Source organism: Streptomyces avermitilis MA-4680 = NBRC 14893 (assembly GCF_000009765.2).
GTDB lineage: Bacteria > Actinomycetota > Actinomycetes > Streptomycetales > Streptomycetaceae > Streptomyces > Streptomyces avermitilis.
The window spans coordinates 5,077,497-5,102,511 of record NC_003155.5; the positions used below are offsets into that span (position 1 = coordinate 5,077,497).

Consider the following 25,015-nt stretch of genomic DNA (forward strand, 5'->3'; position numbering starts at 1 on the left):
CCTGCCCGGAGTCCGGGCAGGGCCTTCGGCGACGTACCGAATCTCAGGCCAGCAGCGCCGGGATCGTCTCCTCGTGCGCCTTCCGCAGCTCGGCCAGCGGGAGCGTGAACTCGCCCTGCACCTCCACCGAATCGCCGTCGACGACACCGATACGGGTGACGGGCAGCCCGCGCGCCCCGCACATGTCGTTGAACCGGAGCTCCTCCGAGCGCGGGACGGCGACGACCGCACGGCCCGCCGACTCCGAGAACAGGAAGGTGAAAGCGTCCAGACCATCGGGAACGACCAGCCGCGCGCCCTTGCCGCCGAGCAGCGCCGACTCCACCACGGCCTGGATCAGACCGCCGTCGGACAGGTCGTGCGCGGCGTCGATCATGCCGTCGCGGGAGGCCGAGATGAGGATCTCGCCGAGCAGCCGCTCGCGCTCCAGGTCGACCTGCGGCGGCAGCCCGCCGAGGTGGTCGTGCACGACCTGCGACCAGGCCGAACCGCCGAACTCCTCACGCGTGTCGCCGAGGAGGTAGAGCAGCTGCCCCTCCTCCTGGAAGGCGACGGGGGTGCGGCGGGCGACGTCGTCGATGACGCCCAGCACGGCCACGACCGGCGTGGGGTGGATGGCCACCTCGCCCGTCTGGTTGTAGAGCGAGACGTTGCCGCCGGTCACCGGGGTGCCCAGCTGCTGGCAGGCGTCGGCGAGTCCGCGGATGGCCTCGGCGAACTGCCACATGACGGCCGGGTCCTCGGGCGAGCCGAAGTTCAGGCAGTCGGAAACGGCGAGCGGCTTGGCACCGGTCGTCGCCACGTTGCGGTACGCCTCGGAGAGGGCGAGCTGCGCGCCCGCGTACGGGTCGAGCTTCGCGTACCGGCCGTTGCCGTCGGTGGCGATGGCGACGCCGAGCCCGGACTCCGCGTCGATGCGGATCATGCCGGAGTCCTCGGGCTGGGCGAGAACCGTGTTGCCCTGCACGAAGTGGTCGTACTGGGAGGTGATCCAGGACTTGGAGGCCTGGTTCGGGGAGGCGACCAGCTTGAGGACCTGATCCCTCAGTTCCTCGCTCGAAGACGGCCTGGGCAGCTTGTTCGCGTCGTCGGCCTGGAGGGCGTCCTGCCACTCCGGACGGGCGTACGGGCGCTCGTAGACCGGACCGTCGTGCGCGACCGTGCGCGGGTCGACGTCGACGATCTTGCCGCCGTGCCAGTAGATCTCGAGGCGGTCGCCGTCCGTCACCTCACCGATGACGGTGGCGATGACGTCCCACTTCTCGCAGATCGCGAGGAAGCGGTCGACCTTCTCCGGCTCGACGACCGCGCACATGCGTTCCTGCGACTCGCTCATGAGGATTTCCTCGGGCGAGAGGGTGGAGTCGCGCAGCGGTACGTCGTCCAGCGTCACGCGCATGCCACCGGAGCCGTTGGACGCCAGCTCGCTCGTCGCGCACGACAGACCGGCCGCGCCCAGGTCCTGGATGCCGACGACGAGCTTCTCGGCGAAGGCCTCCAGGGTGCACTCGATGAGCAGCTTCTCCTGGAAGGGGTCGCCGACCTGGACCGCGGGGCGCTTCGACGGCTTGGCGTCGTCGAAGGTCTCGGAGGCCAGGATGGAGGCGCCGCCGATGCCGTCGCCGCCCGTACGGGCCCCGTACAGGATGACCTTGTTGCCGGCACCGGACGCCTTGGCGAGGTGGATGTCCTCGTGCCGCATGACGCCGATGGCACCGGCGTTGACGAGCGGGTTGCCCTGGTAGCAGGCGTCGAAGACGACCTCGCCGCCGATGTTGGGCAGGCCGAGGCAGTTGCCGTAGCCGCCGATGCCCGCGACGACACCGGGCAGCACGCGCTTGGTGTCGGGGTGGTCGGCCGCACCGAAGCGCAGCGGGTCCACCACGGCGACCGGCCGGGCGCCCATCGCGATGATGTCGCGCACGATGCCGCCGACGCCGGTGGCCGCACCCTGGTAGGGCTCGACGTACGAGGGGTGGTTGTGCGACTCGACCTTGAAGGTGACCGCGTACCCCTGGCCGACGTCCACCACGCCCGCGTTCTCACCGATACCGACGAGGAGGGCGTCGCTCTGCGGGGCCTTCTCGCCGAACTGGCGCAGGTGGACCTTGGACGACTTGTACGAACAGTGCTCGGACCACATGACCGAGTACATGGCGAGCTCGGCACCGGTGGGCCGGCGGCCGAGGATCTCCACGACCCGCTCGTACTCGTCCTTCTTCAGGCCGAGTTCGGCCCAGGGCAGCTCGACGTCGGGGGTCGCGGCCGCGTGCTCGACCGTGTCCAGAGGCGTGCGGCTCATGCGTTGACCAGCTTCTTGAGGATCGAGGTGAAGAAGGGGAGGCCGTCGGTACGGCCCGTACCGATCAGCGGCTCGACGGCGTGCTCGGGGTGCGGCATGAGACCGACGACGTTCCCGGCCTCGTTGGTGATGCCGGCGATGTCGCGCAGCGAACCGTTCGGGTTGCCGTACCCGTCGGCGGCCGCGCCACCGACCACGTACCGGAAGGCGACCCGGCCCTCGGCCTCGAGCATGTCGAGGGTCCGCTCGTCGGCGACGTACCGCCCGTCCATGTTCTTCAGCGGGATGTGGATCTCCTGGCCGGCCTCGTAGTCGCTGGTCCAGGCGGTGTCCGCGTTCTCCACCCGCAGCTTCTGGTCGCGGCAGATGAAGTGCAGATGGTTGTTGCCGAGCATCGCGCCGGGGAGGAGGTGGGCCTCGGTGAGGATCTGGAAGCCGTTGCAGATGCCGAGGACCGGCATTCCCGACTTCGCCTGCTCGATGACGGTCTCCATGACCGGCGAGAAGCGCGAGATGGCGCCAGCGCGCAGATAGTCGCCGTACGAGAATCCGCCGGGCAGCACCACGGCGTCGACCTGCTTGAGGTCCTTGTCCTTGTGCCAGAGAGCGACAGGTTCGGCGCCGGCGAGCTTGATCGCGCGCTGGGTGTCCCGGTCGTCGAGGCTGCCCGGGAAAGTGACGACGCCAATACGAGCGGTCACTTTCCGGCCTCCACCTTCTCGTCCTCCACCTTCACGGTGAAGTCCTCGATCACGGTGTTGGCGAGGAAGGATTCCGCAAGTTCACGGATGCGGGTGAGCGCGGCGTCGTCCACCGGTCCGTCCACCTCGAGTTCGAATCGCTTTCCCTGACGTACGTCGGAGACACCTTCGAAACCGAGACGCGGCAGTGCACGCTGCACCGCCTGGCCCTGGGGGTCGAGGATCTCCGGCTTGAGCATGACGTCGACTACGACGCGTGCCACTGGCACTCCCGGTGTGTGGTGCTGAGCAGGTCCCTTCAGACTACCCGCACAAAATTTCTACCCGCGTAGATTCGTAGAATCCTACGTGACCGCCATCACGATCACGCATCGACGCGGGGGCCCACACGGAAAATTCTGGGAAAAACCGCAGAAGACCGGTAGGACTCCATTGCACGCAGACACGCTGAGGTATTCAGTCGGTCTTCACAATGCAATGCCGGGCACTGTACAAAGGAATTGGCAATAGCCGATACTTTCCCAATTACAGCCGGACAGTCGACATCTCCCCGACATCTCCATGCCGTCTCAGCACGTCGTGGTTGTGATCACGGAGGTGTCGCACGAAGGGACCGATATTCGTGGCGCAGCGTGTCGTGGTCACTCTCTCCGACGACATCGACGGCTCAGAAGCGGCGGAAACGATCGTCTTCGGACTGGATGGCAAGTCGTACGAGATCGACCTCAATCAAGCCAATGCGAAGAAACTGCGTAAGGCGCTGGCGCCCTACGTCGAGGCCGGCCGCAAGAAGGCGAAGTCCGGGAAGGCGTACACGCACACCGCGTTGACCCCCGATCCGGCCGCCGTCCGGGCCTGGGCCCGTTCCAACAAGCTGGAGGTTCCGCCGCGGGGCCGGATTCCGAAGAAGGTCTACGAGGCGTTCGCCGAGGCGCACTGACTTCGCGCCGGGGCGCACCGGCTCCGCGCCGGCCGTGCACCGGCTCCGTCCGCGGGGCACGCGTGGGCCGTCGGAGGGGGCTCGCCGACGGCCGGTCATCCACCCCCGCAGAGAACCGACTTGCGCTGCCCCCCTGCTGATCAGCTAGAGTCTGGAGCACGCCGAGGGGCAAGGCCGAAAGGCCCGGCTCCCGGAGTCACGCGGGTGTAGTTCAGTAGTAGAACATCCCCCTTCCAGGGGGAAGGCGCAGTGTGCAATTCCTGTCACCCGCTCTGCATCCCTTACCGACCACTCTTGTGGATCAGGTAGGGTGGTGCTCGCGCCGATCGGTGAGAGCCGGTCGGAGGCAATGCGGACGTAGCTCAGTTGGTAGAGCGCAACCTTGCCAAGGTTGAGGTCGCGAGTTCGAGCCTCGTCGTCCGCTCCAGAAAGTGAAGGCCCCGGTCAGTCGACCGGGGTCTTTCTCGTGTTCAAGGCGTTCCTCAGCTCATCCGCGGGCAGGCATTCCCCCGGGGGCTCCGCGCATCTGACATTTGTCATGCGGAGTGATGACACCACGCACTGCTGCGGCGCCTCCCCCGCGGGGACGCTGATTTCATGAACACGAGCGAGCACGAGCGTGAGCACGATCATGTGATTGAGGTCACTGATCTGCGGCGCGTGTACGGGGGAGATTTCGAGGCGGTCCGCGGGATCACGTTCTCGGTGGAGCGCGGGGAGCTGTTCGCCCTGCTGGGGACGAACGGCGCGGGCAAGACGTCCACGGTCGAGCTGCTGGAGGGCCTCGCGGCCCCGTCCGGCGGTCGCGTGCGCGTCCTCGGCCACGATCCGTACGAGGAGCGGGCGGCCGTCCGGCCCAGGACCGGCGTGATGCTGCAGGAGGGCGGCTTCCCGTCCGAGCTGACGGTCGCGGAGACCGTGCGGATGTGGGCGGGTTGTACGAGCGGCGCCCGGCCGGTGGGCGAGGCGCTGTCACTGGTCGGCCTGGAGCGCCGGCCCGACGTACGCGTGAAGCAGTTGTCGGGGGGCGAAAGGCGGCGCCTGGACCTCGCGCTCGCGCTCCTCGGCCGCCCCGAGGTCCTCTTCCTCGACGAGCCGACGACCGGCCTGGACGCCGAAGGCCGCCAGGAGACCTGGGAGTTGGTCCGCGAGCTGCGCGACGGTGGTACGACGGTACTGCTGACCACGCACTATCTGGAGGAGGCGGAAGGCCTCGCCGACCGGCTCGCGATACTCCACGAGGGGCGCATCGCGACCGCCGGTACGCCGGCCGAGGTGACCGCGGCCCAGCCGTCCCGTATCTCCTTCGACCTGCCCGACGGCTACTTCCTGGGGGACCTGCCCCCGCTCGCGGACCTCGGCGTGAGCACCCACGAGACGACGGGCCGCACGGTCCGGCTCCGCACGCACGAACTCCAGCGCACGGCCACCGCTCTGCTGCTGTGGGCACAGCGCGCCCAGGTCGAGCTGCGGGGGCTCGACGTGCGATCGGCGTCGCTGGAGGAGGCGTTCCTGCGGATAGCCCGGGAGGCAGCCGGAGACCGTCCGGGCCGGCCGGGACGCACGGACGTGTCAGGGACCACCGCGAGCGGCAAGGAGGCCGTGGCATGAGCACCGTCGCGCCCACCACCCCGGCAGGGCGGCTGCGCGCCCTGGCGCGGGCCGAGACGATGCTGCTGACCCGCAACAGGGGAGTGATCGTCACAGCCCTGTTCGTCCCCCTGGCCCTGCCGTTCAGTGCGAAGCCGGCAGCCGACCAGATGGACCTCAAGTCCGAGGGATTCACCTTCGGCACGGTGATGCTCACGGCCGCGATCGGCTTCTCCCTGCTCTTCGCGGTGTATTCGGCCCTGGTCAGCGTCTATGTCTCACGCCGGGAGGAACTCGTCCTCAAGCGGCTGCGCACCGGCGAGCTCAGCGATCCCGAGATCCTCGTCGGCGCCGCGCTGCCCGCCGTCTGCATCGGCCTTGCCCAGTCCGTGCTCCTGGCTGTCGGCTGCATGGCGCTCCTCGACGCCGGCGCGCCCCGAGCGCCCCATCTCGTCGTCCTCGGCCTCTCGCTGGGTCTCATACTCTGCGCGGCTCTGGCGGCCGTCACAGCCGCCTTCAGCAGGACCGTGGAAAGTGCGCAGGTGACGGTGCTGCCCATGCTGTTCGTGTCCATGCTGGGCTCGGGCATCACGATCCCGCTGGAGGCTCTGCCCGACCGTGCCGCCTCGGTCTGCGAGTTGCTGCCGCTCTCCCCGGCGATCCGGCTGCTACGCGCGGGCTGGACCGGCGGCCTCTCGATGTACGACACCCTGGGCGCCGTCTGCACGGGCGTGGCCTGGATCGTGATCGCGGTGTTTGCTGTACGACGGTGGTTCCGGTGGGAGCCGAGGCGCTGAGCGCCGCAGTGATGGGGGGAGGCAGAAGATGAGCACACCCAGGGCCTGGTGGCGGGGGAAGACCACTCCGGCGAAGGTCGAGACGTATACGCGGTGGTCGTTCCACTTCTTCGGACTGATCGAGATCTCCGCGATCGGGCTCGTGGCCTTCGGCAGCGTGCCGGAGCCGTTCTCGGTGCTGGTGCTCGTTGCTGTGTGCGCGCACGCCGCCCTGTGCATGGCGACGGCTTCCCAGGCGCTCGACTGGACGCGCGGCCGCCGGGAACAGCCGATACGCATGCTCGGCGCGCTGGGCGCGGCCACCGCGCTGATCGGCATCGGCGCGCTCCTCCTCGCGTCACACGGTCCCGGCGGCACGGACGCGGCGGGCGCGGCGGGCACGGTCTTTGTGGCGGTGCTGGGGTTCGGCGCCGGCACCATGGCGCTCGGCATCCGTAACAGGCGGCGCATGCTGTCGATGGTGGCGGGCTTCGCGGTGGGTGCCGGGAGTGTGTCGTTCCCCCTGGGCCTGTCCGGGCCGGTGGCGCTGGCCACGGCCATCGCGGTACTGGTGACCACCGGGTTCCTCGCCTTCAGCTCGGCGTTCTCCGTCTGGCTGCTCGACGCCGTCTACACACTGGACGAGGCCCGCGAGACCCGGGCCCGGCTCGCCGTCGCCGAGGAACGGCTGCGGTTCGGGCGTGATCTGCACGACGTGATGGGGCGCAACCTCGCGGTGATCGCCCTCAAGAGCGAACTCGCGGTCCAACTCGCCCGGCGCGAGCGGCCCGAGGCGGTGGAGCAGATGATCGAGGTGCAGCGGATAGCGCGCGAGTCACAACGGGAGGTGCGCGAGGTGGTGCGCGGTTACCGCGAGGCCGATCTCGGCACGGAACTCGCCGGCGCGCAAGGCGTGTTGACGGCCGCGGGCATCGACTGCGAGGTCAGCGGATCAGCGGCCGGGCTGCCCGCGCCGGTCCAGTCGGCGCTCGGCTGGGTGGTGCGCGAGGCGACCACCAACGTGCTGCGGCACGGGAACGCCGCACGCTGTGTGGTGACCCTGCGGACGGTGGAGGGCCATGTCGTGCTCACCGTGGAGAACGACGGGGTACCCGACTCCGCGCCGGGCGGCGGATCCGGGCTGGCGGGTCTGCGGGAGCGGCTGTCCGTGGTCGACGGCACGCTGCGGGCCGCGCCCTCCGGGGAGGGGCTGTTCCGGCTGACCGCGCGGATTCCGCTTCCGGCACCGCCCGCGCCCCCACTGTCCACGCCTGTCCTGCCCTCGGTGAGTGAGGTCACTCCATGACGTCCGTTCCGTCCGCCCCGCACTCGTCGGCCCAGGCTCCGGTGCGGGTGCTGCTCGCCGACGACGAGCATCTGATCCGGGGGGCGCTGGCCGCGCTGCTCGCGCTGGAGGAGGACCTGCTGGTGGTGGCCGAGGCGGCGACCGGCCCGGAGGCGCTCGCGATGGCGCGGGCACATGCGCCCGATGTGGCCGTGCTGGATCTCCAGATGCCGGGGGCGGACGGTGTGAGGGTGAGCACATCTCTGCGCGCCGAACTGCCCGGCTGCCAGGTGCTGATCGTGACGAGTCATGGGCGGCCGGGGCATCTGAAGCGGGCGCTTGAGGCGGGTGTGCGCGGGTTCGTCCCGAAGACCGTCAGTGCCCAGCGGCTGGCGGAGATCATTCGTACGGTGCACGCGGGAAATCGTTACGTGGACCCGGAGTTGGCCGCCGACGCGATCTCCGCCGGGGACTCGCCGCTGACCGTGCGGGAGGCGGAGGTGCTCGAATTCGCCGCCGACGGGGCGCCCGTCGCGGAGATCGCCGAGCGGGCCGCCCTGGCGGAGGGGACCGTGCGGAACTATCTGTCGTCGGCCGTGTCGAAGCTCGGCGCGGAGAACCGTCATACGGCGGTGCGCCTCGCGCGTGAACGAGGTTGGGTATAGTTGCTCTCGCGCCACGGCGCCGTGCGGACGTAGCTCAGTTGGTAGAGCGCAACCTTGCCAAGGTTGAGGTCGCGAGTTCGAGCCTCGTCGTCCGCTCCACGAAGAAGCCCCCGACCTCAGGTCGGGGGCTTTTCGTTGTGCCGTTGCGGGCTACGACCAGTTCGCGCCCGTGAGGCGCTCGTACGCCTCCACGTACTTCGCGCGGGTCGCGTCCACGACGTGCTGAGGCAGGGGCGGCGGGGGCTGCTCGCTCTTGCGGTCCCAGCCGGACTCCGGCGAGGTCAGCCAGTCGCGGACGAACTGCTTGTCGAACGAAGGCTGCGCGCGGCCCGGCTCCCACTGGTCGGCCGGCCAGAAGCGGGAGGAGTCCGGGGTGAGGACCTCGTCGGCGAGGACGAGGGTGTCGCCGTCGAAGCCGAACTCGAACTTGGTGTCGGCCAGGATGATGCCGCGGCGGCGGGCGATGTCGCGGGCGCGGGCGTAGACGGCGAGAGTCGTCTGGCGCAGCTTCGCCGCCGTCTCGGCGCCGACCTGGCGGGCGACCTCCTCGTACGAGACGTTCTCGTCGTGCTCGCCGACCGCGGCCTTGGTGGCGGGCGTGAAGATCGGGCCCGGGAGTTCCGAGCCGTCGACGAGGCCCTCGGGGAGGGCGAGGCCGCAGACGGTGCGGGTCTCGTTGTACTCGACGAGGCCCGATCCGGTGAGGTAGCCGCGCGCGACGCACTCCACGGGCTCCATCTTCAGGGACTTGCAGATGAGGGTGCGGCCCTGCCAGTCGGCGGGGGCGCCGGGCGGGAGCTCGGTGCTCAGGACGTGGTTCGGGGCCAGGTCGACAAGCCGGTCGAACCACCAGAGGGACAACTGGGTGAGAACGCGACCCTTGTCGGGGATCTCGGTCGGCAGCACCCAGTCGAATGCGGACAAACGGTCGCTGGCGACCATCACGAGGTCGCCCGCCTCGTTCTGGTACAGGTCGCGCACCTTGCCGGTGTGCAGATGTACCAGACCCGGCACCTGAAGGGGCTCGGGCTTTTCGACGAATCCGGACACGGTTCCTCCCCGTGGTTCTGTCCAAGTGGCTCAATTCTCCCGTATGCGGGGAGTGATCTTGGCCAGGAGCGGATGCGGAGGCGTGGCGGTCGTACGGGCGGGGTCCGGTGGACGTGCGCGGGCGGGGCCTGGTGGTCGTGCGCGGGCGGGGTCCGGTGGACGTGCGCGGGCGGGGCGGGGGCGGTCGGGTCGGAGCCCCGTCGTCAGTCGTGTTTGCAGATGCGGTCCAGGAGGTTGGCCGTGGCCCGCTGGATTCGTGTGTCGACGTGGCCGGGGCGGTCCAGGGCCGGGGACCAGGCGAAGGTTCCGGCCGCGAAGACCAGGGCGCCGGACGGGGCCCGGTAGAGCGAGGTCTCCTGGTGGCGGGTGCTGCCCTCGCTGTCCTGGTAGGGGGAGTGGGAGAGCAGGATGCGGTCCTGGTGCTCCGGGAGCGCGGTGCGCGGGAAGTAACGGTCGGCCTCACCCGCGACCAGGCCGCCGATCTCCTCCCCCTCGTACGCGCCGGACGCCTCCCACAGCCAGTGGTCGGCGTTGCGGACGATCATGGGGTGGGGTTCGGGGACCCGTCCCGCGTACTGGATGCCGATCAGCTGCTGCTCCGGGCGATCGATTTCGCGCCACAGGGCGGGTTTTCCGGGGCCTCGGCGCTTGCGGCAGGTCAGCAGGCGGTCGGTGACGCCGGACGGGGACGGGCCCAACTCCACCTGCCAGTACATGGTGTTGGCGGAGAGGAAGACGAGGGACGTGCCGTGTTCGCGGGCGAGTTCCACGGTGCGGCGCATGTGCGTCGACCAGTACTCGTCGTGGCCGGGGAAGACCAGGCCGCGGTAGCGGGTGGGGTCGACGCGGCCGGCGTGCAGGTCGCGGGCGTCGGCGTAGGCGAGGTCGTAGCCGTAGCGCTCGGCCCAGCGGATGAAGTCGTAGGCGTGGCCGACGTGGAGCGGCAGGCCCGCGCCGGCGTACGGGCGGTCGAAGGAGACCGTGGTGGCGGCGTCGGCCTCGCCGAGCAGGCGGCCGGTCTCGTCCCAGGCGTGGTAGAGGCTGGCGCCCGTGTGGCCGTCCTCCGGGTAGAGGTTGTACGCCTGCCAGGTGATGTCGGGGAGCAGGAGGAGCAGGTCCGCCGGGTGGTTGTCGCGGACCGTGAAGGGGACGTGGGAGCGGTAGCCGTCGGCGGTGGTGAGGACGGCGACGTACGCGCCGATGCTCCAGTACGTCGGGATCTGGAGCCGCCAGGACAGCCACCAGTGGTGGCAGGAGACCGTGCGGTCGGCGGTGAGCGGGGGTGGCTGGACGATGCCGGAGAGCCGGGGGCTGGTGGTGATCTTGCATGCCCCGTCGCCGCCGTAGTGGCCGATGCGGTAGATGTCGACGCTGAATTCCTGGGGCGGGTCGACGGTGATGTGGAAGTCGATCGCCTCGCCGGGGGCGGCCGCGCCGGTGGCGGTGAAGCCCTTGATCTGGCGGTGGACGTCGTCGGCGGAGCGGGGGCCGCCGGCGCGGGGGTGGGGGATGGCGCGTGCTGCGCTCCCCGTGCGGGATGTCCCTCGGCCGTTGTCGCGGGCCGGGGTGTCGCCCTGGAGAGCGGTGGCTCCCGGGGCCGGGTCGATGTACCAGGGGACGACCTGGCCGGTGTCGTCGAAGTACTGCTCGTCGCCGCGCAGCCAGGGGACGGGGCCCTGGCCGAAGGGGTCCGTCACGGCGTGCGCCAGCGCGCCCGACTCCCAGCGGCGGATCTGCTCCGATCCCATGCGCCGTCCCCTCCCTCGTGCCCCCGTCAGCCGTCGTATGCCATTTCCATGTACGCGATCGGTCCCAGCACATCACATTACGCACCCAGTCCGTCACCGTTCGTCGCGAATTGACGTGACCGGAACCGCGGGCTCCGCCTCGGAGCGTGTGGCCCTGGGCCGTCAGACCAGGCGGACCGGCTTTTCCGGGCGGATGCCCGAGTGGTGGAGCCAGGATCGGAGGGGTGTGGGGTCGCCGTCCTCTATCAAGGTGAGGACTCGGGGGGTCAGGTCCGCGGCCCGTTCACCGTTGATCAGGAGGGTGGGGCCGTCGAGCCAGTCGAGGCCGGGTGTCGCACCCGCCGTGTCCATCGCGGCGCAGCAGATCATCGCCGTCACGTGGTCGGCGAGGATTTCCCGGCCCGATCTCGGGGGCTGGAGGGGGAAGAGAGGAAGCATTCCGTCGTCCCAGAGGGTTCGGTCGGGGCCTGTCTGCTCCGTGCCGCCGCCGCGTACCGGGGCCGCCGCCTCCTCGCGGGCCAGTTCCGCGCTGAGACCGGCCGCCAGCGTCGCCGTGCGTTCCGTTCCCAGAGTGCCTTCGTCCCCGTCCCCGTCCCCGTCCTTGTCCCCGTCCTTGTCCCCGTCCCTGCCGCCATCCCTGTCCCCGGTCCCGGTCCCGCTTCCGACCCCGCCCCTGTCCCCGTCGTCTCCGTCCTCGCCGTCGTGGTGGTGCTGCTGGTGCTCGTCGTCGTGGCGCTCGCGCGCGTCGGTGGGGACTGCGGGCTCGGTGGGGTCCGCCGCCGGACCAGCCGCTCCGGTCTTTTCCGGTCGGCCCCCACGAGGAGCGGAAGGAGCGGCGTGCCTGTCCGCGGGGGTGACCGTCAAGTGGTCCAGTACCCGGGACAGGGTCGGGGCGTCGGCGTCCCGGGTCGGCGGATGCGTGGTGACGTGGACGCCCTGGGCGTCCAGGACGCGGTGGAGGCGGGCCGCGTCCGTGCGCCATGTGCGGTCGACGACCTCGTCCGGGTACTCCTGCCACCCCACCGGCGCCCAGTCGGGACCGCACTCGGCGGGCCCTCCGTGGAACAGACGGGCGGCGAGGAGCGAGGCCGCCTCGTCCACCACACCGGGCTCTTCCAACAGGTCACAGGCCGGACGCTCGCCGAGGCGCGAGGTGAAGCCCTCGGCGAGGCGGTCCCGGCGCGAGAGTTCCGTCAGGGCCGCGACCACACCCGCGTCCAGGCGCGACGGCCAGCGGCCCATCCGCCAGGCCGGCAGCGCCACCCTGGTGAGCAGGCGGTCCCAGCCCGCGTACGCCAGGCCCACCTGTTCCTGGGCGACGATCCGCACGCCGTAGTCCACAGTCTGTGCACGCTCGGCCGCCGCGGCCGCCACTCCCCGCTCCATCTCCGCCGCATGGCCCCGGCAGCTGCGCAGCAGCAGGCGGGTCACCCAGCCGACCCCGGCCAGCACCGTACGGGCGAGGGGGCCACGGGTGGGCGCCGCGGTGACGGCCACCGCCGCGTCCAGCCCGCGTACGAAACGGCGGGCCGCGGCTATGTCGGGGTGCGCCGAGGGACCCGTACCTGCGACGACCGGGGCGAGGACCGCCCGCAGCTCGCCGACCCGCATCCACCACAGGAACGGCGAGCCGATGACGAGGACGGGGGCGATGGGCGGGCGGCCGTGCCGGGGGCCCGCGAGGCCTCGTATCCCGTCCGTGTCGTCGCCGGATTCGGCGGCCGGCGGGCTCTGGGCGCGGTGGGTGCGGTCCTCCAGCCAGCTGTCGCAGTCCGGGGTGAGCGCTATCGCCGAGGGGGCGGGGACTTCCAGACGGTCGGCCAGGTCACGCACCATGCGGTACAGATCGGGGGCCGAGTCCTCGGCGATCTGGACCGTGGGGCTCACGGCGGGGCGGGCGCGGGCGACGACCAGCGCGACGCCCGCGGCACAGAGCAGGACGACGACGGCCACGCCTGTGACGATCCAGCGCGTGACGCCCCAGTGACCACCGCTGATGTGGCCGCTGGTGCCGCCGGCGATCAGCACGACGGCGACGGCCGCGGGCAGCAGGGCGACGGCCAGCGCCCTGCTGCGGATGCGCAGCACGGCGAGAGCCCGGGAGCGCGCTGCCTGCACGCCCACCTCCACACCCATACCGGTCACGACCGGAGGTCACCCCCTACTGTTCCGCGCGGCGTGCGCTGTGACAGTCACCGTCACAGCGGTCGCCGCCGGATGCCCTGGCGTTGTTCACTCCCCCACTGTGGCACCCCTCACTGACATCGCAATGCCAGTGGGCCAAGTGCCGGAACGCTTGCGCCGCACCCTAGTTGGGCCCTTCGGCCTCGTCAGCAGGATGGGCCATCGGTCACTCGATGGAATGGCTTTGGGGAAAGGTGGATGACGCAGGGCAATGATCAGGCCTCGGTTCCGGAAACCCGCCGCGACAGCGGCTCCGCCACGACGCAGGCCCCGAATCCTTGGACGGATTCGGGGCCTGCGGGGTTCGTCCTTCGGGGCCTGCGGGGTTCATCTTCGTTCGTCGTCGGCGGGAGGGGGATCAGGCTCCGACGGCGGCCTTCGCGGCGATGTCCGTACGGTGCTGGGAGCCGTCGAGGCCGATGCGGTCCACCGCCGTGTAGGCACGCTCGCGCGCCTGTACGAGGTCGGAGCCGGTCGCGGTGACCGAGAGGACCCGGCCGCCCGCGCTCACGACCGCGTCGCCGTCGTGCTTCGTCCCGGCGTGCAGGACGTACGCGTGCGGGGCGTCCTCGGCCGCGACCTCGTCGAGCCCGGTGATCGGGTCGCCGGTGCGCGGGGTGCCGGGGTAGTTGTGGGAGGCGATGACCACGGTGACCGCCGAGTCGTCGCTCCAGCGCAGGGACGGCAGGTCCGCGAGGGTGCCGTCGGCCGCGGCCAGGAGCACGCCCGCGAGCGGGGTCCGCAGCCGGGCGAGGACCACCTGGGTCTCGGGGTCGCCGAAGCGGGCGTTGAACTCGATCACGCGTACGCCGCGCGAAGTGATCGCGAGACCCGCGTAAAGAAGACCGGAAAACGGGGTGCCGCGGCGGCGCATCTCGTCGACGGTCGGCTGCAGGACCGTCTGCAGAACCTCCTCGACGAGTTTCGGGTCGGCCCACGGGAGGGGCGAGTACGCGCCCATGCCGCCGGTGTTCGGGCCCTCGTCGCCGTCCAGAGCCCGCTTGAAGTCCTGGGCGGGCTGGAGCGGGACGACGGTCACGCCGTCGGTGATCGCGAAGAGCGAGACCTCGGGGCCGTCGAGGAACTCCTCGATGACCACCCGCTCACAGGCCCTCGCGTGCGCCTTGGCGGCGTCGAGGTCGCTGGTGACGACGACGCCCTTGCCCGCGGCCAGTCCGTCGTCCTTCACGACGTACGGGGCGCCGAAGGCGTCGAGCGCCTCCTCGGCCTCTTCCGGCGTCGTGCAGACGTACGAACGCGCGGTGGGTACGCCCGCTCCTGCCATCACATCCTTGGCGAAGGCCTTGGAGCCCTCGAGCTGCGCTGCCTCCTTGGAGGGGCCGAAGACCGGGATGCCGGCCGCGCGGACGGCGTCGGCGACCCCGGCGACGAGGGGTGCCTCCGGGCCCACGATGACCAGATCGGCACCGAGCTCGGTGGCCAGCGCGGCCACGGCCGCGCCGTCCAGGGCGTCGACCGGGTGCAGCTCGGCCACCTCGGCGATACCTGCGTTGCCGGGGGCGCAGTGCAGCGCGGTGACGTCGGGGTCGAGGGACAGGGAACGGCACAGGGCGTGTTCGCGGGCGCCACTACCGATGACAAGGACCTTCACGGGGTCAGCCTAACCGGCTGGGGCGGGTGCTTTTGTGGGGGCCGCCGAAGGGGGACGGCGCGATGGTTTGTGCGTTCGTCCTAGTCGAAGGGTCGGGCGAGGAACGGGCGGGGGCTGTGGGACATCCGCGACGCCGCGAGCCACACCCCTCCTCGCCGGGCCGCTGCCGGCGCCCTTACTCGTGGGAGAACTCCTCCATCACCGTCGCCCCGAGCTCCCGGACGATCAGTTCGTGGCCCGAGAGGGCGGACTCGTCGAGGTCGGGGTCGTCGTCCTCCCCCATGTCGTCCTCGGGGGCGATGTGCCGTGGCGGAGCGGGCGGTGGTGTGGATGCCGGGGCGGGCGCAGTCTGTCTGGCGGACGGGGCCGGAGCCACCGACGCGGCGGGGCCCGGCGCCGGTGGGGCGGACTGCTGCGGCGCGGGGCGCGGGGCGGCCGGAGCTCCGCCGTACCCGCCGCCGAAGCCGGAGCCGCCGCCCGCGTTGAACCCGGCACCGCCGCCGCCGAACCCGGGGGCCGGAGCCCCCGCCCGCCGCTTGGGCCGAACCGCCCGACGGGTCGACGACCGCCTCGATCTTCCACTGCACGTTGAACTGCTCGGCCAGCGCCTGCCGCAGTACGTCCTCGCTGCCGCTGCTCGCGAAGTTGTCCCGCGCGCCCGCGTTGACGAAGCCGATCTGGAGCGTCGTGCCGTCGAAACCCGTGACCTGCGCGTTCTGGCTGAGCAGGATCCAGGTGAAGCGGCGCCGGTTCTTCACCGCCTCCAGGATGTTCGGCCAGAGCATGCGGGGGTCGGGCCCACCGGCAGCCGGGGCGTAGGCCGCGGCGGGAGCGGGCGCCGGGGCTGAGGGCGCCGGAGCGGAAGCCGGGGCAGGGCCGGAAGCGGGGGGAGCGGCAGAGGCAGCGGCGGCCGGAGTCTGCGGCTGTCCCCCGCCCGCGGGCGTGGCCGTCGGCCAGCCACCCGGACGCCGGCCGCTGCCCGCGGCGCTCGCGGTGGGCCAGGCTCCCGGTGCGGGCGCGGGCGCGGCGGCGGGAGCCTGCGGCTGGGTATGAGGTTGTGGCTGTGCCGGTGGCTGGGGCTGGGGCTGCTCAGCGGTCGGCTGGGAAGCGGGCGGCGCAGCCTCCGCGGGCGCCTCCTGGACGGGCGCCGAAGCCGCGCCCGAGCCGGCCACCCCGGCGTCGACATCCCCGTACGCGGCCTCCGCACCCGGTACGCCCTGCCCGGCGGCAGGACCGCCCGCCCCACCGGGCCCGCCCCGCACCGCGGCCCGAGCCGCATCGACTCCGCCCCCCGGCGGCACCTGGGGGGCCTGCTGGGCGTAAGACCCCTGGGACATCTGAGGCATCTGCGGCACCTGAGGCGTCTGGGCCGGCTGAGACATCTGAGGCACCGAAGCCCCGCCGTGCGCGCCGGGCCCGGGCACGTACCCCATGGCCGGCCCCGCACCCCCGCCGGAGAAGTTGACGCCGCGCTCCAGCCGGTCCAGCCGGGCCATGAGCGAACGGTCGTCGCCGTACGCCGCCGGCAGCAGCACGCGCGCGCAGATGAGTTCGAGCTGGAGCCGGGGCGAAGTGGCGCCCCGCATCTCCGTCAGCCCCTCATTGACGAGGTCGGCGGCCCGGCTGAGTTCGGCGGCGCCGAAGACCCCGGCCTGGGCCTGCATCCGCTCCACGACATCGGCGGGAGCGTCGATGAGCCCCTTCTCGCCCGCGTCGGGCACGGCGGCCAGGATCACCAGGTCCCGCAGCCGCTCCAGCAGGTCGGCGACGAACCGCCGCGGATCGTTGCCCCCCTCGATGATCCGGTCCACGACCTCGAAGGCCGCGGCTCCGTCGCCCGACGCGAACGCCTCGACCACCGAGTCGAGCAGCGACCCGTCCGTGAACCCGAGGAGCGAGGTGGCCATGGCGTACGTCACACCGTCGGCGCCCGCTCCCGCGAGCAGCTGGTCCATGACGGACATGGAGTCACGTACGGAACCGCCGCCGGCGCGCACCACGAGCGGCAGCACCCCGTCCGCGACGGGGATGTTCTCCCGCCCGCACACGTCGCCGAGGTACTCCCGAAGGGTCCCGGGCGGCACGAGCCGGAAGGGATAGTGATGGGTCCGCGAACGGATGGTTCCGATGACCTTCTCGGGCTCGGTGGTCGCGAAGATGAACTTCAGATGCTCCGGCGGCTCCTCGACGACCTTGAGGAGCGCGTTGAAACCGGCCGACGTGACCATGTGGGCCTCGTCGATGATGTAGATCTTGTACCGGCTGCCCGCCGGTCCGAAGAAGGCCTTTTCCCGCAGGTCACGCGCGTCGTCCACACCACCGTGCGAAGCGGCGTCGATCTCGATGACGTCGATCGATCCCGGCCCGTTCCTCGCGAGGTCCTGGCAGGACTGGCATGCGCCGCAGGGGGTGGGCGTGGGCCCCTGCTCGCAGTTCAGGCACCTGGCCAGGATGCGTGCGCTGGTGGTCTTCCCGCATCCGCGCGGACCGCTGAACAGGTACGCGTGATTGACCCGGTTGTTCCGCAGCGCCTGCTGCAGCGGGTCGGTGACATGCTCCTGCCCGATGACCTCGGCGAACGACTCCGGGCGATAGCGGCGGTACAGCGCGAGAGACGACACACATACGAGGTTATAGGCGCCCACTGACAACCAGGACCGCCCGAACGGCTCGCCCCCGCTCGCCTCCCCCACGCCCCTCCGGGAACGCAAGCGCCCCCCACGCACCCGCCAGAGCCAACCTACCCTTGCTGACTTCCGGCCCTGGGGGAGTTCAGTCAGATAGCGCCACGTGAGGGGCTGCGCTCACAGTACCCGATCCGAGCGGGGGGAACGAGTTCGCGAGCACTCCTCAACGTCTTGTATTGTTTGCGGCGGAGGATTCGCCTAGAGGCCTAGGGCGCACGCTTGGAAAGCGTGTTGGGGGCAACCCCTCACGAGTTCGAATCTCGTATCCTCCGCCAGTGCCTCACCGGGCACGATGTCGAAGGGCCCCGCTGCTTGCAGCGGGGCCCTTCTTCGTTGTCCGTCCCGGTTTCCGTGTCGGTCGGCTCTTCGGTCGGCCTTCAGTCGGCTTGAGGCGGGCGGCGCCCACCGGGTCCCGGCTTGCCGCCGAAGTCGGTTCGGCCTCGCGCAGAGAGTGTTATGAAGGGTACGTGAAGGTGCCTTTCGGGCGATATCGGACCCCGTTGCGTCCTCCGCCCACCGGACGCTCGCGTGATCGTCGCGCTTTCCTGCTCACCCCGCGCACTACGGCCGGGCAGGTGTTCCTTCTTCAGGTCGTGATCGTGGTGCTGCTGGTCGTGGCCGCGGTGGCGGCCATGGTGCTCGAGGCGGCGCGTGAAGCCGTGCAGCAGGCGCAGCGGGATTCGGTCGTCGCGGCGCAGTCGTTCGCGAGTGCCCCCGGGATGGTCGAGGCCCTGCGCGGCCCGCACCCGACCGCGGTGCTGCAACCGCGGGCCGAGGAGGCACGGAAGAAGGCGGGCGTGGATTTCGTCGTCGTCATGAACACCCGGGGGATCCGTTACACGTACCCCTACCCGCAGGAGATCGGGAAGAAGTTCGTCGGCACCATCGAACCGGCGCTGCACGGCCGTACCGTCGTCGAACAGGCCGGCGGCCCGCCCCTGCCGACCGGGGAGGGAACGGCTGTGCAGGCGGTGGTTCCGGTGACCGATGCGCGCGGCACGGTCGTCGGACTGGTGTCCGCCGGGATCACGGTCAAGAACGTGGCGAGGCTGTGGCTGCCGCAGTTGCCGATCGCTCTCGGCGCCGGCGCGGCCGCGGTGGCGCTGGCCGGGGCCGGGACGACGCTGGTGTCCCGGCGGCTGCTGCGGCAGACGCGCGGCCTGGCCCCGGCGGAGCTCGCGGGGATGTACGAGCACCACGACGCGGTCCTGCACGCGGTGCGGGAAGGCGTGCTGATCATCGACGCCGACGGGCGGCTGGTGCTGGCCAACGACGAGGCGAAGCGGTTGCTGGGCCTGCCCGGGGACGCGCGGGGGTCCCTGGTGCGGGAGCTGGGTCTGCCGGAGCAGATCACGCGCCTGCTCACGTCACCGGAGGAGGTCACCGACGAGGTGCTTCTCGCCGAGGACCGGTTGCTGGCGGTGAACAAGCGGCCCACCTTCCCGGACGAGGGCCGGGGAGGCAGCGTGGTGACATTGCGCGACACCACGGAGCTGGCGACGGTCTCGGGGCGGGCCGAGGTGGCGCGGGAGCGGCTGAAGCTGCTGTACGAGGCCGGGGTGCGGATCGGGACGACGCTGGATGTGAGGTGTACGGCGCAGGAGCTGGCCGATGTGGCGGTGCCGCAGTTCGCCGGGGTCGTCACGGTGGATCTGCTGGATTCGGTGCTTCAGGGGTGGGAGCCGACGGCGGAGGGATGGCGGCGGCTGCGGCGCGCGGCGATCGGCGGCGAGCACGAGATGATGCCGATGTATCCGCTGGACGAAGTCATCACGTTCTCGCCGAAAACCCCGCAGATGCTGGCGCTGAACCAGGGGCAGGGCGTGCTGGAGGCGGACCTGCGGCAGGCGCGCGGCTGGCAGGAACAGGATCCGGAGCGCGCCCGGGCCGTCCTGGAACGCGGGGTGCACTCGCTGGTGAGCGTGCCGCTGCGAGCGCGGAGCGTGTCGTTGGGCGTGGCGAACTTCTACCGGACGGGGGACTCCCCGGCGTTCGAGCCGGAGGATCTGTCCTTCGCGGAGGAGCTGGCCGCGCGGGCCGCGGTGGCCATCGACAACGCCCGGCGGTTCACCCGGGAGCACGCGATGGCGGTGACGCTGCAACGCAGTCTGCTCCCCCGGGGGCAGCCGGAGCAGGACGCGCTGGAGGTGGCCTGGCGGTATCTGCCGGCGGAGGCGGGGGTCGGCGGGGACTGGTTCGACGTCATCCCGCTGCCGGGCGGACGAGTGGCGCTGGTGATGGGCGACGTCGTCGGTCACGGGCTGCACGCGGCGGCGACGATGGGCCGGCTGCGCACCGCGGTGCACAACTTCTCCACGCTGGACCTCCCCGTGGACGAGGTGCTCGGGAACCTGGACGACCTGGTCATACGCATGGACAACGAGGAGAGCGCCGACGACGCCGCACAGGCCCACGAGGGAGAGGGGGTGACGGGAGCGACCTGTCTGTACGCGATCTACGAGCCGGTGACGGGGGCGTGCACGGTGGCCCGTGCGGGACACCCCGACCCGATCGTCGTGCGCCCGGACGGGACCGTCACCTGCCCCGATGTGCCGGCCTCGGCCCCGCTCGGACTGGGCAGCCACCCCTTCGAAACCGCGGAGCTGCACCTGCCGGAAGGCTCACAACTGGTGCTGTACACCGACGGCCTGGTGAGGGACCGCACCCGCGACCCCGATGTCGGGCTGGACGGGCTGCGCCTGGCGTTGAAGGGAGCCGGGGAGCGTACTCCGGGGGAGACGTGCCAGGCGGTGATCGACGCCCTGAAGCCGACGCACCCCTCCGACGACATCGCACTGCTGGTGGCGCGTACTCGGCTGTTCCCACCCTCACACGTGGCCGAATGGGACGTGCCGTCGGACCCGGCGGTGGTGCCCTCGGTGCGGGCACGGTGCAGGGAGAAACTGCGGGAGTGGGGGCTGGAGGAGTCCGAATTCACCACGGAACTGATCCTCAGCGAGCTGGTCACGAACGCGATTCGGTACGGATCTCCGCCGGTCACCGTAAGACTGCTGTACGGGCGCTGTCTGAGCTGCGAGGTGTCGGACGCCAGCAGCACCTCGCCACGCCTGCGGCGGGCGGCGACCACGGACGAAGGCGGGCGGGGGCTGTTCCTCGTAGCGCAGTTCGCGGAGCGATGGGGAACGCGGTACACGCCCTACGGCAAGGTCATCTGGGCGGAACAGACCCTGCACGACAGCGCGTCCGCCGCTCCCGCCCACACACCCATCGACGTTCTCCTCGAGCAGTTCGGTGATCCCGCCATGTGAGCCGGTGAGCCCGTGAGCCTGTGAGCCGGTGAGCCCGTGAGCCCGTGAGCCCGTGAGCCAGGGCAGTGCGCTCGCGGGAGGGGGCAGCGGCTTATAGCCCATCCGAGCGGGTCATACGGGGACATAGATCACCATATGAATGTCTTACTGGCATAGTGCGGCCATGAAGACCCTTGCTGCCCGCCGGTTCCTCCGGTGAAGGCGTCGTTCACGCGGTCCCCGCGGGAATCGGCCGGGCGGGGGCGCCCCCGCCGTGGCCGCCGTACCCGCCGCACGGCTCTCGCTCTCGGTCTCGCCCTCGCCGGTGCCGTCGGGATCACCGGTGCCGCCGTCCTCGTCGGCGCCCTCCCCTACGGGGGCCACCGCTCCCCGGCCCACCCCGGCACCCACGCCCCGGGCGCCTCCGCCGCCTCGTCCGGCGCGGCCCCGTCCCCCGGCGCGCCGGGCATCGGCGACCCGCTCCTGCCGCTCGACGGCAACGGCGGCTACACGGTCGGCCACTACACGCTCGCCTTCGACTGGCGGACACCGAGGACGCCCTTCGAGGCCGCCACCACCATCAGCGCCACCGCCACCCAGGCCCTGTCCCGCTTCGACCTCGACTTCGCGGGCAACACGCTGCACACGGTCACCGTCGACGGCGCGCCGGCGACCGCCGTACGCGACGGTGACGAGCTCGTCGTCACTCCCGCGAAGCCGATCCCCCACGGGAGCGCTTTCACCGTGCGGGTCGCCTATACCGCCGACCCGACGCAGCGACGGCACCGCAGCGACGCGATCGCACACTACGGATGGGTGCCCACGCCCGACGGCACCGTGCTCTATCCACAGCCCAACGGCGCCAAGATGATCTTCCCGGCGAACGACCACCCGAGCCTGCGGGCGCCGGTCACCTTCCGCATCACCACCCCGGCGGACCTCAGCGCGGTGGCCAACGGCCGGCTCGTCGAGCGCGTCCGGCGACCCGACGGACGGGTCCGCTGGACGTACGACTCCGAGCAGCCGCTCGCGGCGCAGCTGGTCCAGGTGGCGATCGGGAAGTTCGCGTTCGCCGAAAGCACCGGTCCGCACGGGCTGCCGGTCCGGGACGTGGTCCCGGACGGCCTGGTCACCGACACCGAGGCGTACCGTTCGCTCACCCCCGGGCACCTGGCCTGGCTGGAACGGCGGCTCGGCCCGTACCCGTTCAGCCGCTACGGCGTGCTGGTCGGGGACACCGACCTGCCGGTGGCGCTGGAGACGCAGTCGCTGTCCCTCGTGCCGAGGGCCGACCTGCTGGGTGCCCGGGTCGGCGCCGAGCGCAACCTGGTGCACGAGCTGACCCACCACTGGACCGGCGACAGCGTAGCCATCCGGCGGTGGTCCGACCTGTGGCTGAGCGAGGGGCACGCCAGCTTCTACGAGCGTCTCTACTCCGACACGCACGGCGGTGACAGCTTCGAGGGGGCGATGCGGGCGGCGTACGAGCAGCACGACCAGTGGCGTCACGACGACGGGGCACCCGCCGAACCCAGCGCCGAGCCGGCCCTGTTCAAGCAGATGCGGTACGACGGCTCGGCGCTGGTGCTCTACGCCCTGAGGGAGAAGGTCGGTGAGGAGACCTTCGACAGGATCGAGCGGGCCTGGGTGACGAAGTACCGGGGCCGGGCCGTCGGCACGCGGGATTTCGTCGCGCTCGCGTCCGAGGTCGCCGGCGAGGACCTGAACGCGTTCCTGACCCCGTGGCTGTACGGGGCGCACACCCCGCCCATGCCGGGGCACCCCGACTGGCAGGTGGACCCGGTCCAGGACTGACCGTCCCTGACCGTCACACCGCCGGTGCCGGACCGCGGCGCGTCGCGCGGGACGGAAACTCGCGCCGGCCTCTCCCCGCCGGAGGGGCCGTGCTGCCGCCGACCGGGCCGCAGGGCTCGTACTGCCGCCGACCGGGCCGCCAGGGCTCGTACTGCCGCCGACCGGGTGGCCTGTGCCGGGCCGCTGGTCCACGCCGGTGACCCTTGGCGCGACAGCGCGTGTCGGGCACGGAAACGTACAAGGGGTGGTGCAAAGGGCAACTCCGTTGTCCTGGTCGCGACGAACCTGGTTGGAGACCCTTTTGATGAGAAGACGTCTCGCCCCCCGTGTCGCCGGTGCCGTCCGCAGGCGCCGCCGGACCGTCCGCGTGACCGCTTCGGCGGCGCTCCTGGTGCCGCTGCTGGCCGGCCCGTCGGCCTGCGTCGGCGGCACGACGCCCGACCGGCACCTGCAGAACGACTTCACCGACGCCGCGGACGACTACCACGTGCCGTTGAGCGTGCTCATGGGCGTGTCCTACCTTCAGTCGAGATGGGACTCCCGGCCGGGCGCCCCGAGCGTCGTCGGCGGCTACGGGCCGATGCACCTGGTGGACACCCACCAGGACCGGACCCCGTCCCCGTCGGCGCCGCGGCGCGGGAGTGCCCAGCCACCCGCGGTGGCGGCGGGGCCGTCGGCCGCGCAGGGGGCGACCTCCTCGGGCAGCCCCTCCGCGCAGCCGGCGGCGGACCTGCGACGGGCCGCCCGCCTGATCGGGGCCCCGGCGGGGCAGTTGCGGACGGACGCCGCCGCCAACGTGCGCGGAGGCGCGGCGCTCCTGGCGGCGACGCAACGACAGCTCGGCAAGCCGCTCAGCGCCGACCCGGCGGACTGGTGGGAGGCGGTGGCGCGCTTCTCGGGCACGGGCGACACCGCGGCGGCGGCGACGTACGCGAACGACGTCTTCTCGGTGATCCGCCGGGGCGCGAACCGCACCACCGTCGAGGGACAGCACCTCACCCTCCCCGCCAGCCCGGGCGTGCGCCCCCACACCCCGCGCCCGCAGGGCGCACAGCGGCCGAAGGAGGTCGAGTGCCCCGCGGAGCTGTCCTGCGACTGGCTCAGCGCGCCGTACGTCGAGATGGACGACGGCCAGTACGGCAATCACGACCTGGCCGACCGGCCCAGGGACCAGAAGATCGAGTACATCGTCATCCATGACACCGAGGCGATCCTGCCGTCCATGCTCAGGACCGTGCAGTATCCGACGGAGGCGTCGTGGCACTACTCGATCCGCTCCAGTGACGGGCACATCACCCAGCACGTCAGGACCAAGGACGTGGCCTGGCACTCCGGGAACCAGTTCGTGAACGCCCGCTCGATCGGCATCGAGCACGAGGGATTCCTCACGCAGCCCGACGCCTGGTACTCGGAGCAGATGTACCGGTCCTCGGCCCGCCTGGTGCGTTACCTGGCGAAGAAGTACGGCATCCCGCTCGACCGGCAGCACATCTTCGGCCACGACAATGTGCCGGCCCCGACCGCCTCGAGCATCCCCGACATGCACGACGACCCCGGCCCCTTCTGGGACTGGCGGCACTACTTCGACCTCCTCGGCGCGCCCCTGCGTGCCACGGCCGGACCGGACAGCGACGTGGTGACGGTGCTGCCGGACTTCGCCACCCACAAGCCGCTGTTCACGGGGTGCGGCAAGAGCGGTGAACCGTGTGCGCAGCACGGCTCCAGCGCCGTCCGCCTCCACACCGAGCCGGACGAGGACGCCCCGCTGATCCAGGACCCGGGCCGGCGCCCGGACGGCGACGACTCCACGGAGGACGTCAACGACCTGGGGTCGCGGGCCTCCGCCGGCCAGACCTACGCGGTCGCCGGGCGCGGCGGCGACTGGACGGCGATCTGGTACCTGGGCCGCAAAGCGTGGTTCAGGAACCCGAAGGAACATCCGACGGCCGTCGGTGCGAGCGGCCGGACGGTGACTCCGAAGGACGGCCTGAGCGAGATCCCGGTGTACGGGCGGGCCCTCCCGGAGGAGGACGCCTACCCGGAGGGGGTGCCGGAGCAGCCCGAGTCGCCGCTTCCGTACAGCCTCCTCGCGGGCCAGCGGTACGTGACACAGTCCCGCGACGTCGGTTCCTACATCGACAGGTCGTCCTTCAGCGACACACCGGACCTGGTGGTGAAGGGCCGGGAGGAGTACTACGAGATCCAGTTCGGCCACCGGCTCGCCTACGTCCGGGCGAGCGACGTGGACGTGGACGAGGTGAGCGCACCGGCCACGGCACAACCGCCGTCAGGAGAGGGGGCGCGCCGGCCCCGGCGGTGACGGGCAGGGCGTGCCGGCGACGCGGCCGTCGCTCATCCTTTTTGCGGAAACACCGCGTTCCCGGCCGACCCATATCTGTGGCCGCGGTGAGA

16 protein-coding genes, 4 tRNA genes and 1 other RNA gene are annotated in these 25,015 nt (G+C 71.4%); 12 read left to right on the forward strand and 9 right to left on the reverse strand.

The window, feature by feature from the left end; all coding sequences use genetic code 11:
• Positions 1 to 43: 43 nt before the first annotated feature.
• From purL to purS, 3 genes are read right to left on the reverse strand one after another with little or no spacing between them, the layout of a single operon-like run.
• Complete coding sequence (gene purL / locus SAVERM_RS21370) at positions 44 to 2,302, reverse strand: phosphoribosylformylglycinamidine synthase subunit PurL (RefSeq protein WP_010985566.1); 2,259 nt, start codon at positions 2,300 to 2,302, stop codon at positions 44 to 46.
• A complete protein-coding gene (gene purQ / locus SAVERM_RS21375; RefSeq protein ID WP_010985567.1) occupies positions 2,299 to 3,003 on the reverse strand; it encodes a phosphoribosylformylglycinamidine synthase subunit PurQ in 705 nt (234 codons plus the stop codon). The genes purL and purQ overlap by 4 nt, the downstream gene beginning before the upstream one ends.
• A complete protein-coding gene (gene purS, locus SAVERM_RS21380; protein ID WP_010985568.1) occupies positions 3,000 to 3,266 on the reverse strand; it encodes a phosphoribosylformylglycinamidine synthase subunit PurS in 267 nt (88 codons plus the stop codon). The genes purQ and purS overlap by 4 nt, the downstream gene beginning before the upstream one ends.
• Positions 3,267 to 3,625: 359 nt before the next feature.
• Here purS and SAVERM_RS21385 point away from each other — a divergent pair, with 359 nt between their 5' ends.
• From SAVERM_RS21385 to SAVERM_RS21420, 8 genes are all read left to right on the forward strand, one after another.
• On the forward strand, positions 3,626 to 3,943 hold the full coding sequence (locus tag SAVERM_RS21385; protein WP_010985569.1) for a histone-like nucleoid-structuring protein Lsr2: 318 nt from the start codon (positions 3,626 to 3,628) through the stop codon (positions 3,941 to 3,943).
• 200 nt (positions 3,944 to 4,143) lie between these two features.
• Positions 4,144 to 4,215, forward strand: a tRNA-Gly gene (locus SAVERM_RS21390).
• A gap of 79 nt (positions 4,216 to 4,294) precedes the next feature.
• Positions 4,295 to 4,370, forward strand: a tRNA-Gly gene (locus SAVERM_RS21395).
• Between the two features lie 170 nt (positions 4,371 to 4,540).
• Complete coding sequence (locus SAVERM_RS21400; RefSeq protein ID WP_010985570.1) at positions 4,541 to 5,554, forward strand: ABC transporter ATP-binding protein; 1,014 nt, start codon at positions 4,541 to 4,543, stop codon at positions 5,552 to 5,554.
• Entirely contained in the window at positions 5,551 to 6,330 is a 780-nt protein-coding gene (locus tag SAVERM_RS21405; protein ID WP_010985571.1) for an ABC transporter permease, read from the forward strand. The genes SAVERM_RS21400 and SAVERM_RS21405 overlap by 4 nt, the downstream gene beginning before the upstream one ends.
• A 28-nt stretch (positions 6,331 to 6,358) precedes the next feature.
• Complete coding sequence (locus SAVERM_RS21410) at positions 6,359 to 7,615, forward strand: sensor histidine kinase (protein ID WP_010985572.1); 1,257 nt, start codon at positions 6,359 to 6,361, stop codon at positions 7,613 to 7,615.
• Positions 7,612 to 8,259, forward strand: coding sequence for a response regulator transcription factor (locus tag SAVERM_RS21415; protein WP_042493364.1), 648 nt, complete (start codon positions 7,612 to 7,614; stop codon positions 8,257 to 8,259). Before SAVERM_RS21410 ends, SAVERM_RS21415 begins: the two co-directional genes overlap by 4 nt.
• Positions 8,260 to 8,282: 23 nt before the next feature.
• Positions 8,283 to 8,358, forward strand: a tRNA-Gly gene (locus tag SAVERM_RS21420).
• A 51-nt stretch (positions 8,359 to 8,409) separates the two neighbouring features.
• Here the strand turns inward: SAVERM_RS21420 and SAVERM_RS21425 are convergent.
• From SAVERM_RS21425 to ffs, 6 genes are all read right to left on the reverse strand, one after another.
• Positions 8,410 to 9,309, reverse strand: a complete 900-nt coding sequence (locus tag SAVERM_RS21425; protein WP_010985574.1) for a phosphoribosylaminoimidazolesuccinocarboxamide synthase — start codon at positions 9,307 to 9,309, stop codon at positions 8,410 to 8,412.
• Positions 9,310 to 9,512: 203 nt separating this feature from the next.
• The gene (locus tag SAVERM_RS21430) at positions 9,513 to 11,057 is read right to left on the reverse strand and encodes a N,N-dimethylformamidase beta subunit family domain-containing protein (protein WP_010985575.1); all 1,545 of its coding nucleotides are present in this window, start codon (positions 11,055 to 11,057) and stop codon (positions 9,513 to 9,515) included.
• Positions 11,058 to 11,219: 162 nt separating this feature from the next.
• Positions 11,220 to 13,193, reverse strand: coding sequence for a M48 family metalloprotease (locus SAVERM_RS21435; protein ID WP_202498211.1), 1,974 nt, complete (start codon positions 13,191 to 13,193; stop codon positions 11,220 to 11,222).
• A gap of 406 nt (positions 13,194 to 13,599) precedes the next feature.
• Positions 13,600 to 14,853 (reverse strand): phosphoribosylamine--glycine ligase, encoded by a 1,254-nt coding sequence (gene purD / locus SAVERM_RS21440; RefSeq protein WP_010985577.1) that lies wholly within the window; start codon positions 14,851 to 14,853, stop codon positions 13,600 to 13,602.
• 80 nt (positions 14,854 to 14,933) lie between these two features.
• Positions 14,934 to 17,474 (reverse strand): DNA polymerase III subunit gamma and tau, encoded by a 2,541-nt coding sequence (locus SAVERM_RS21445; RefSeq protein WP_010985578.1) that lies wholly within the window; start codon positions 17,472 to 17,474, stop codon positions 14,934 to 14,936.
• A gap of 83 nt (positions 17,475 to 17,557) precedes the next feature.
• An RNA gene (ffs, locus tag SAVERM_RS21450) (signal recognition particle sRNA small type) lies at positions 17,558 to 17,656 on the reverse strand.
• Between the two features lie 71 nt (positions 17,657 to 17,727).
• On the opposite strand from ffs, the gene SAVERM_RS21455 reads away from it, so the two are divergent.
• The 4 genes from SAVERM_RS21455 to SAVERM_RS21470 all read left to right on the forward strand — a co-directional run bounded on the left by SAVERM_RS21455 (position 17,728) and on the right by SAVERM_RS21470 (position 24,923).
• A tRNA-Ser gene (locus SAVERM_RS21455) sits at positions 17,728 to 17,815 on the forward strand.
• Positions 17,816 to 18,115: 300 nt separating this feature from the next.
• Complete coding sequence (locus SAVERM_RS21460; RefSeq protein ID WP_010985579.1) at positions 18,116 to 20,809, forward strand: SpoIIE family protein phosphatase; 2,694 nt, start codon at positions 18,116 to 18,118, stop codon at positions 20,807 to 20,809.
• Positions 20,810 to 21,004: 195 nt separating this feature from the next.
• Positions 21,005 to 22,603 (forward strand): M1 family metallopeptidase, encoded by a 1,599-nt coding sequence (locus tag SAVERM_RS21465; RefSeq protein ID WP_010985580.1) that lies wholly within the window; start codon positions 21,005 to 21,007, stop codon positions 22,601 to 22,603.
• Positions 22,604 to 22,907: 304 nt separating this feature from the next.
• Complete coding sequence (locus SAVERM_RS21470) at positions 22,908 to 24,923, forward strand: N-acetylmuramoyl-L-alanine amidase (protein ID WP_010985581.1); 2,016 nt, start codon at positions 22,908 to 22,910, stop codon at positions 24,921 to 24,923.
• Positions 24,924 to 25,015: the final 92 nt, after the last annotated feature.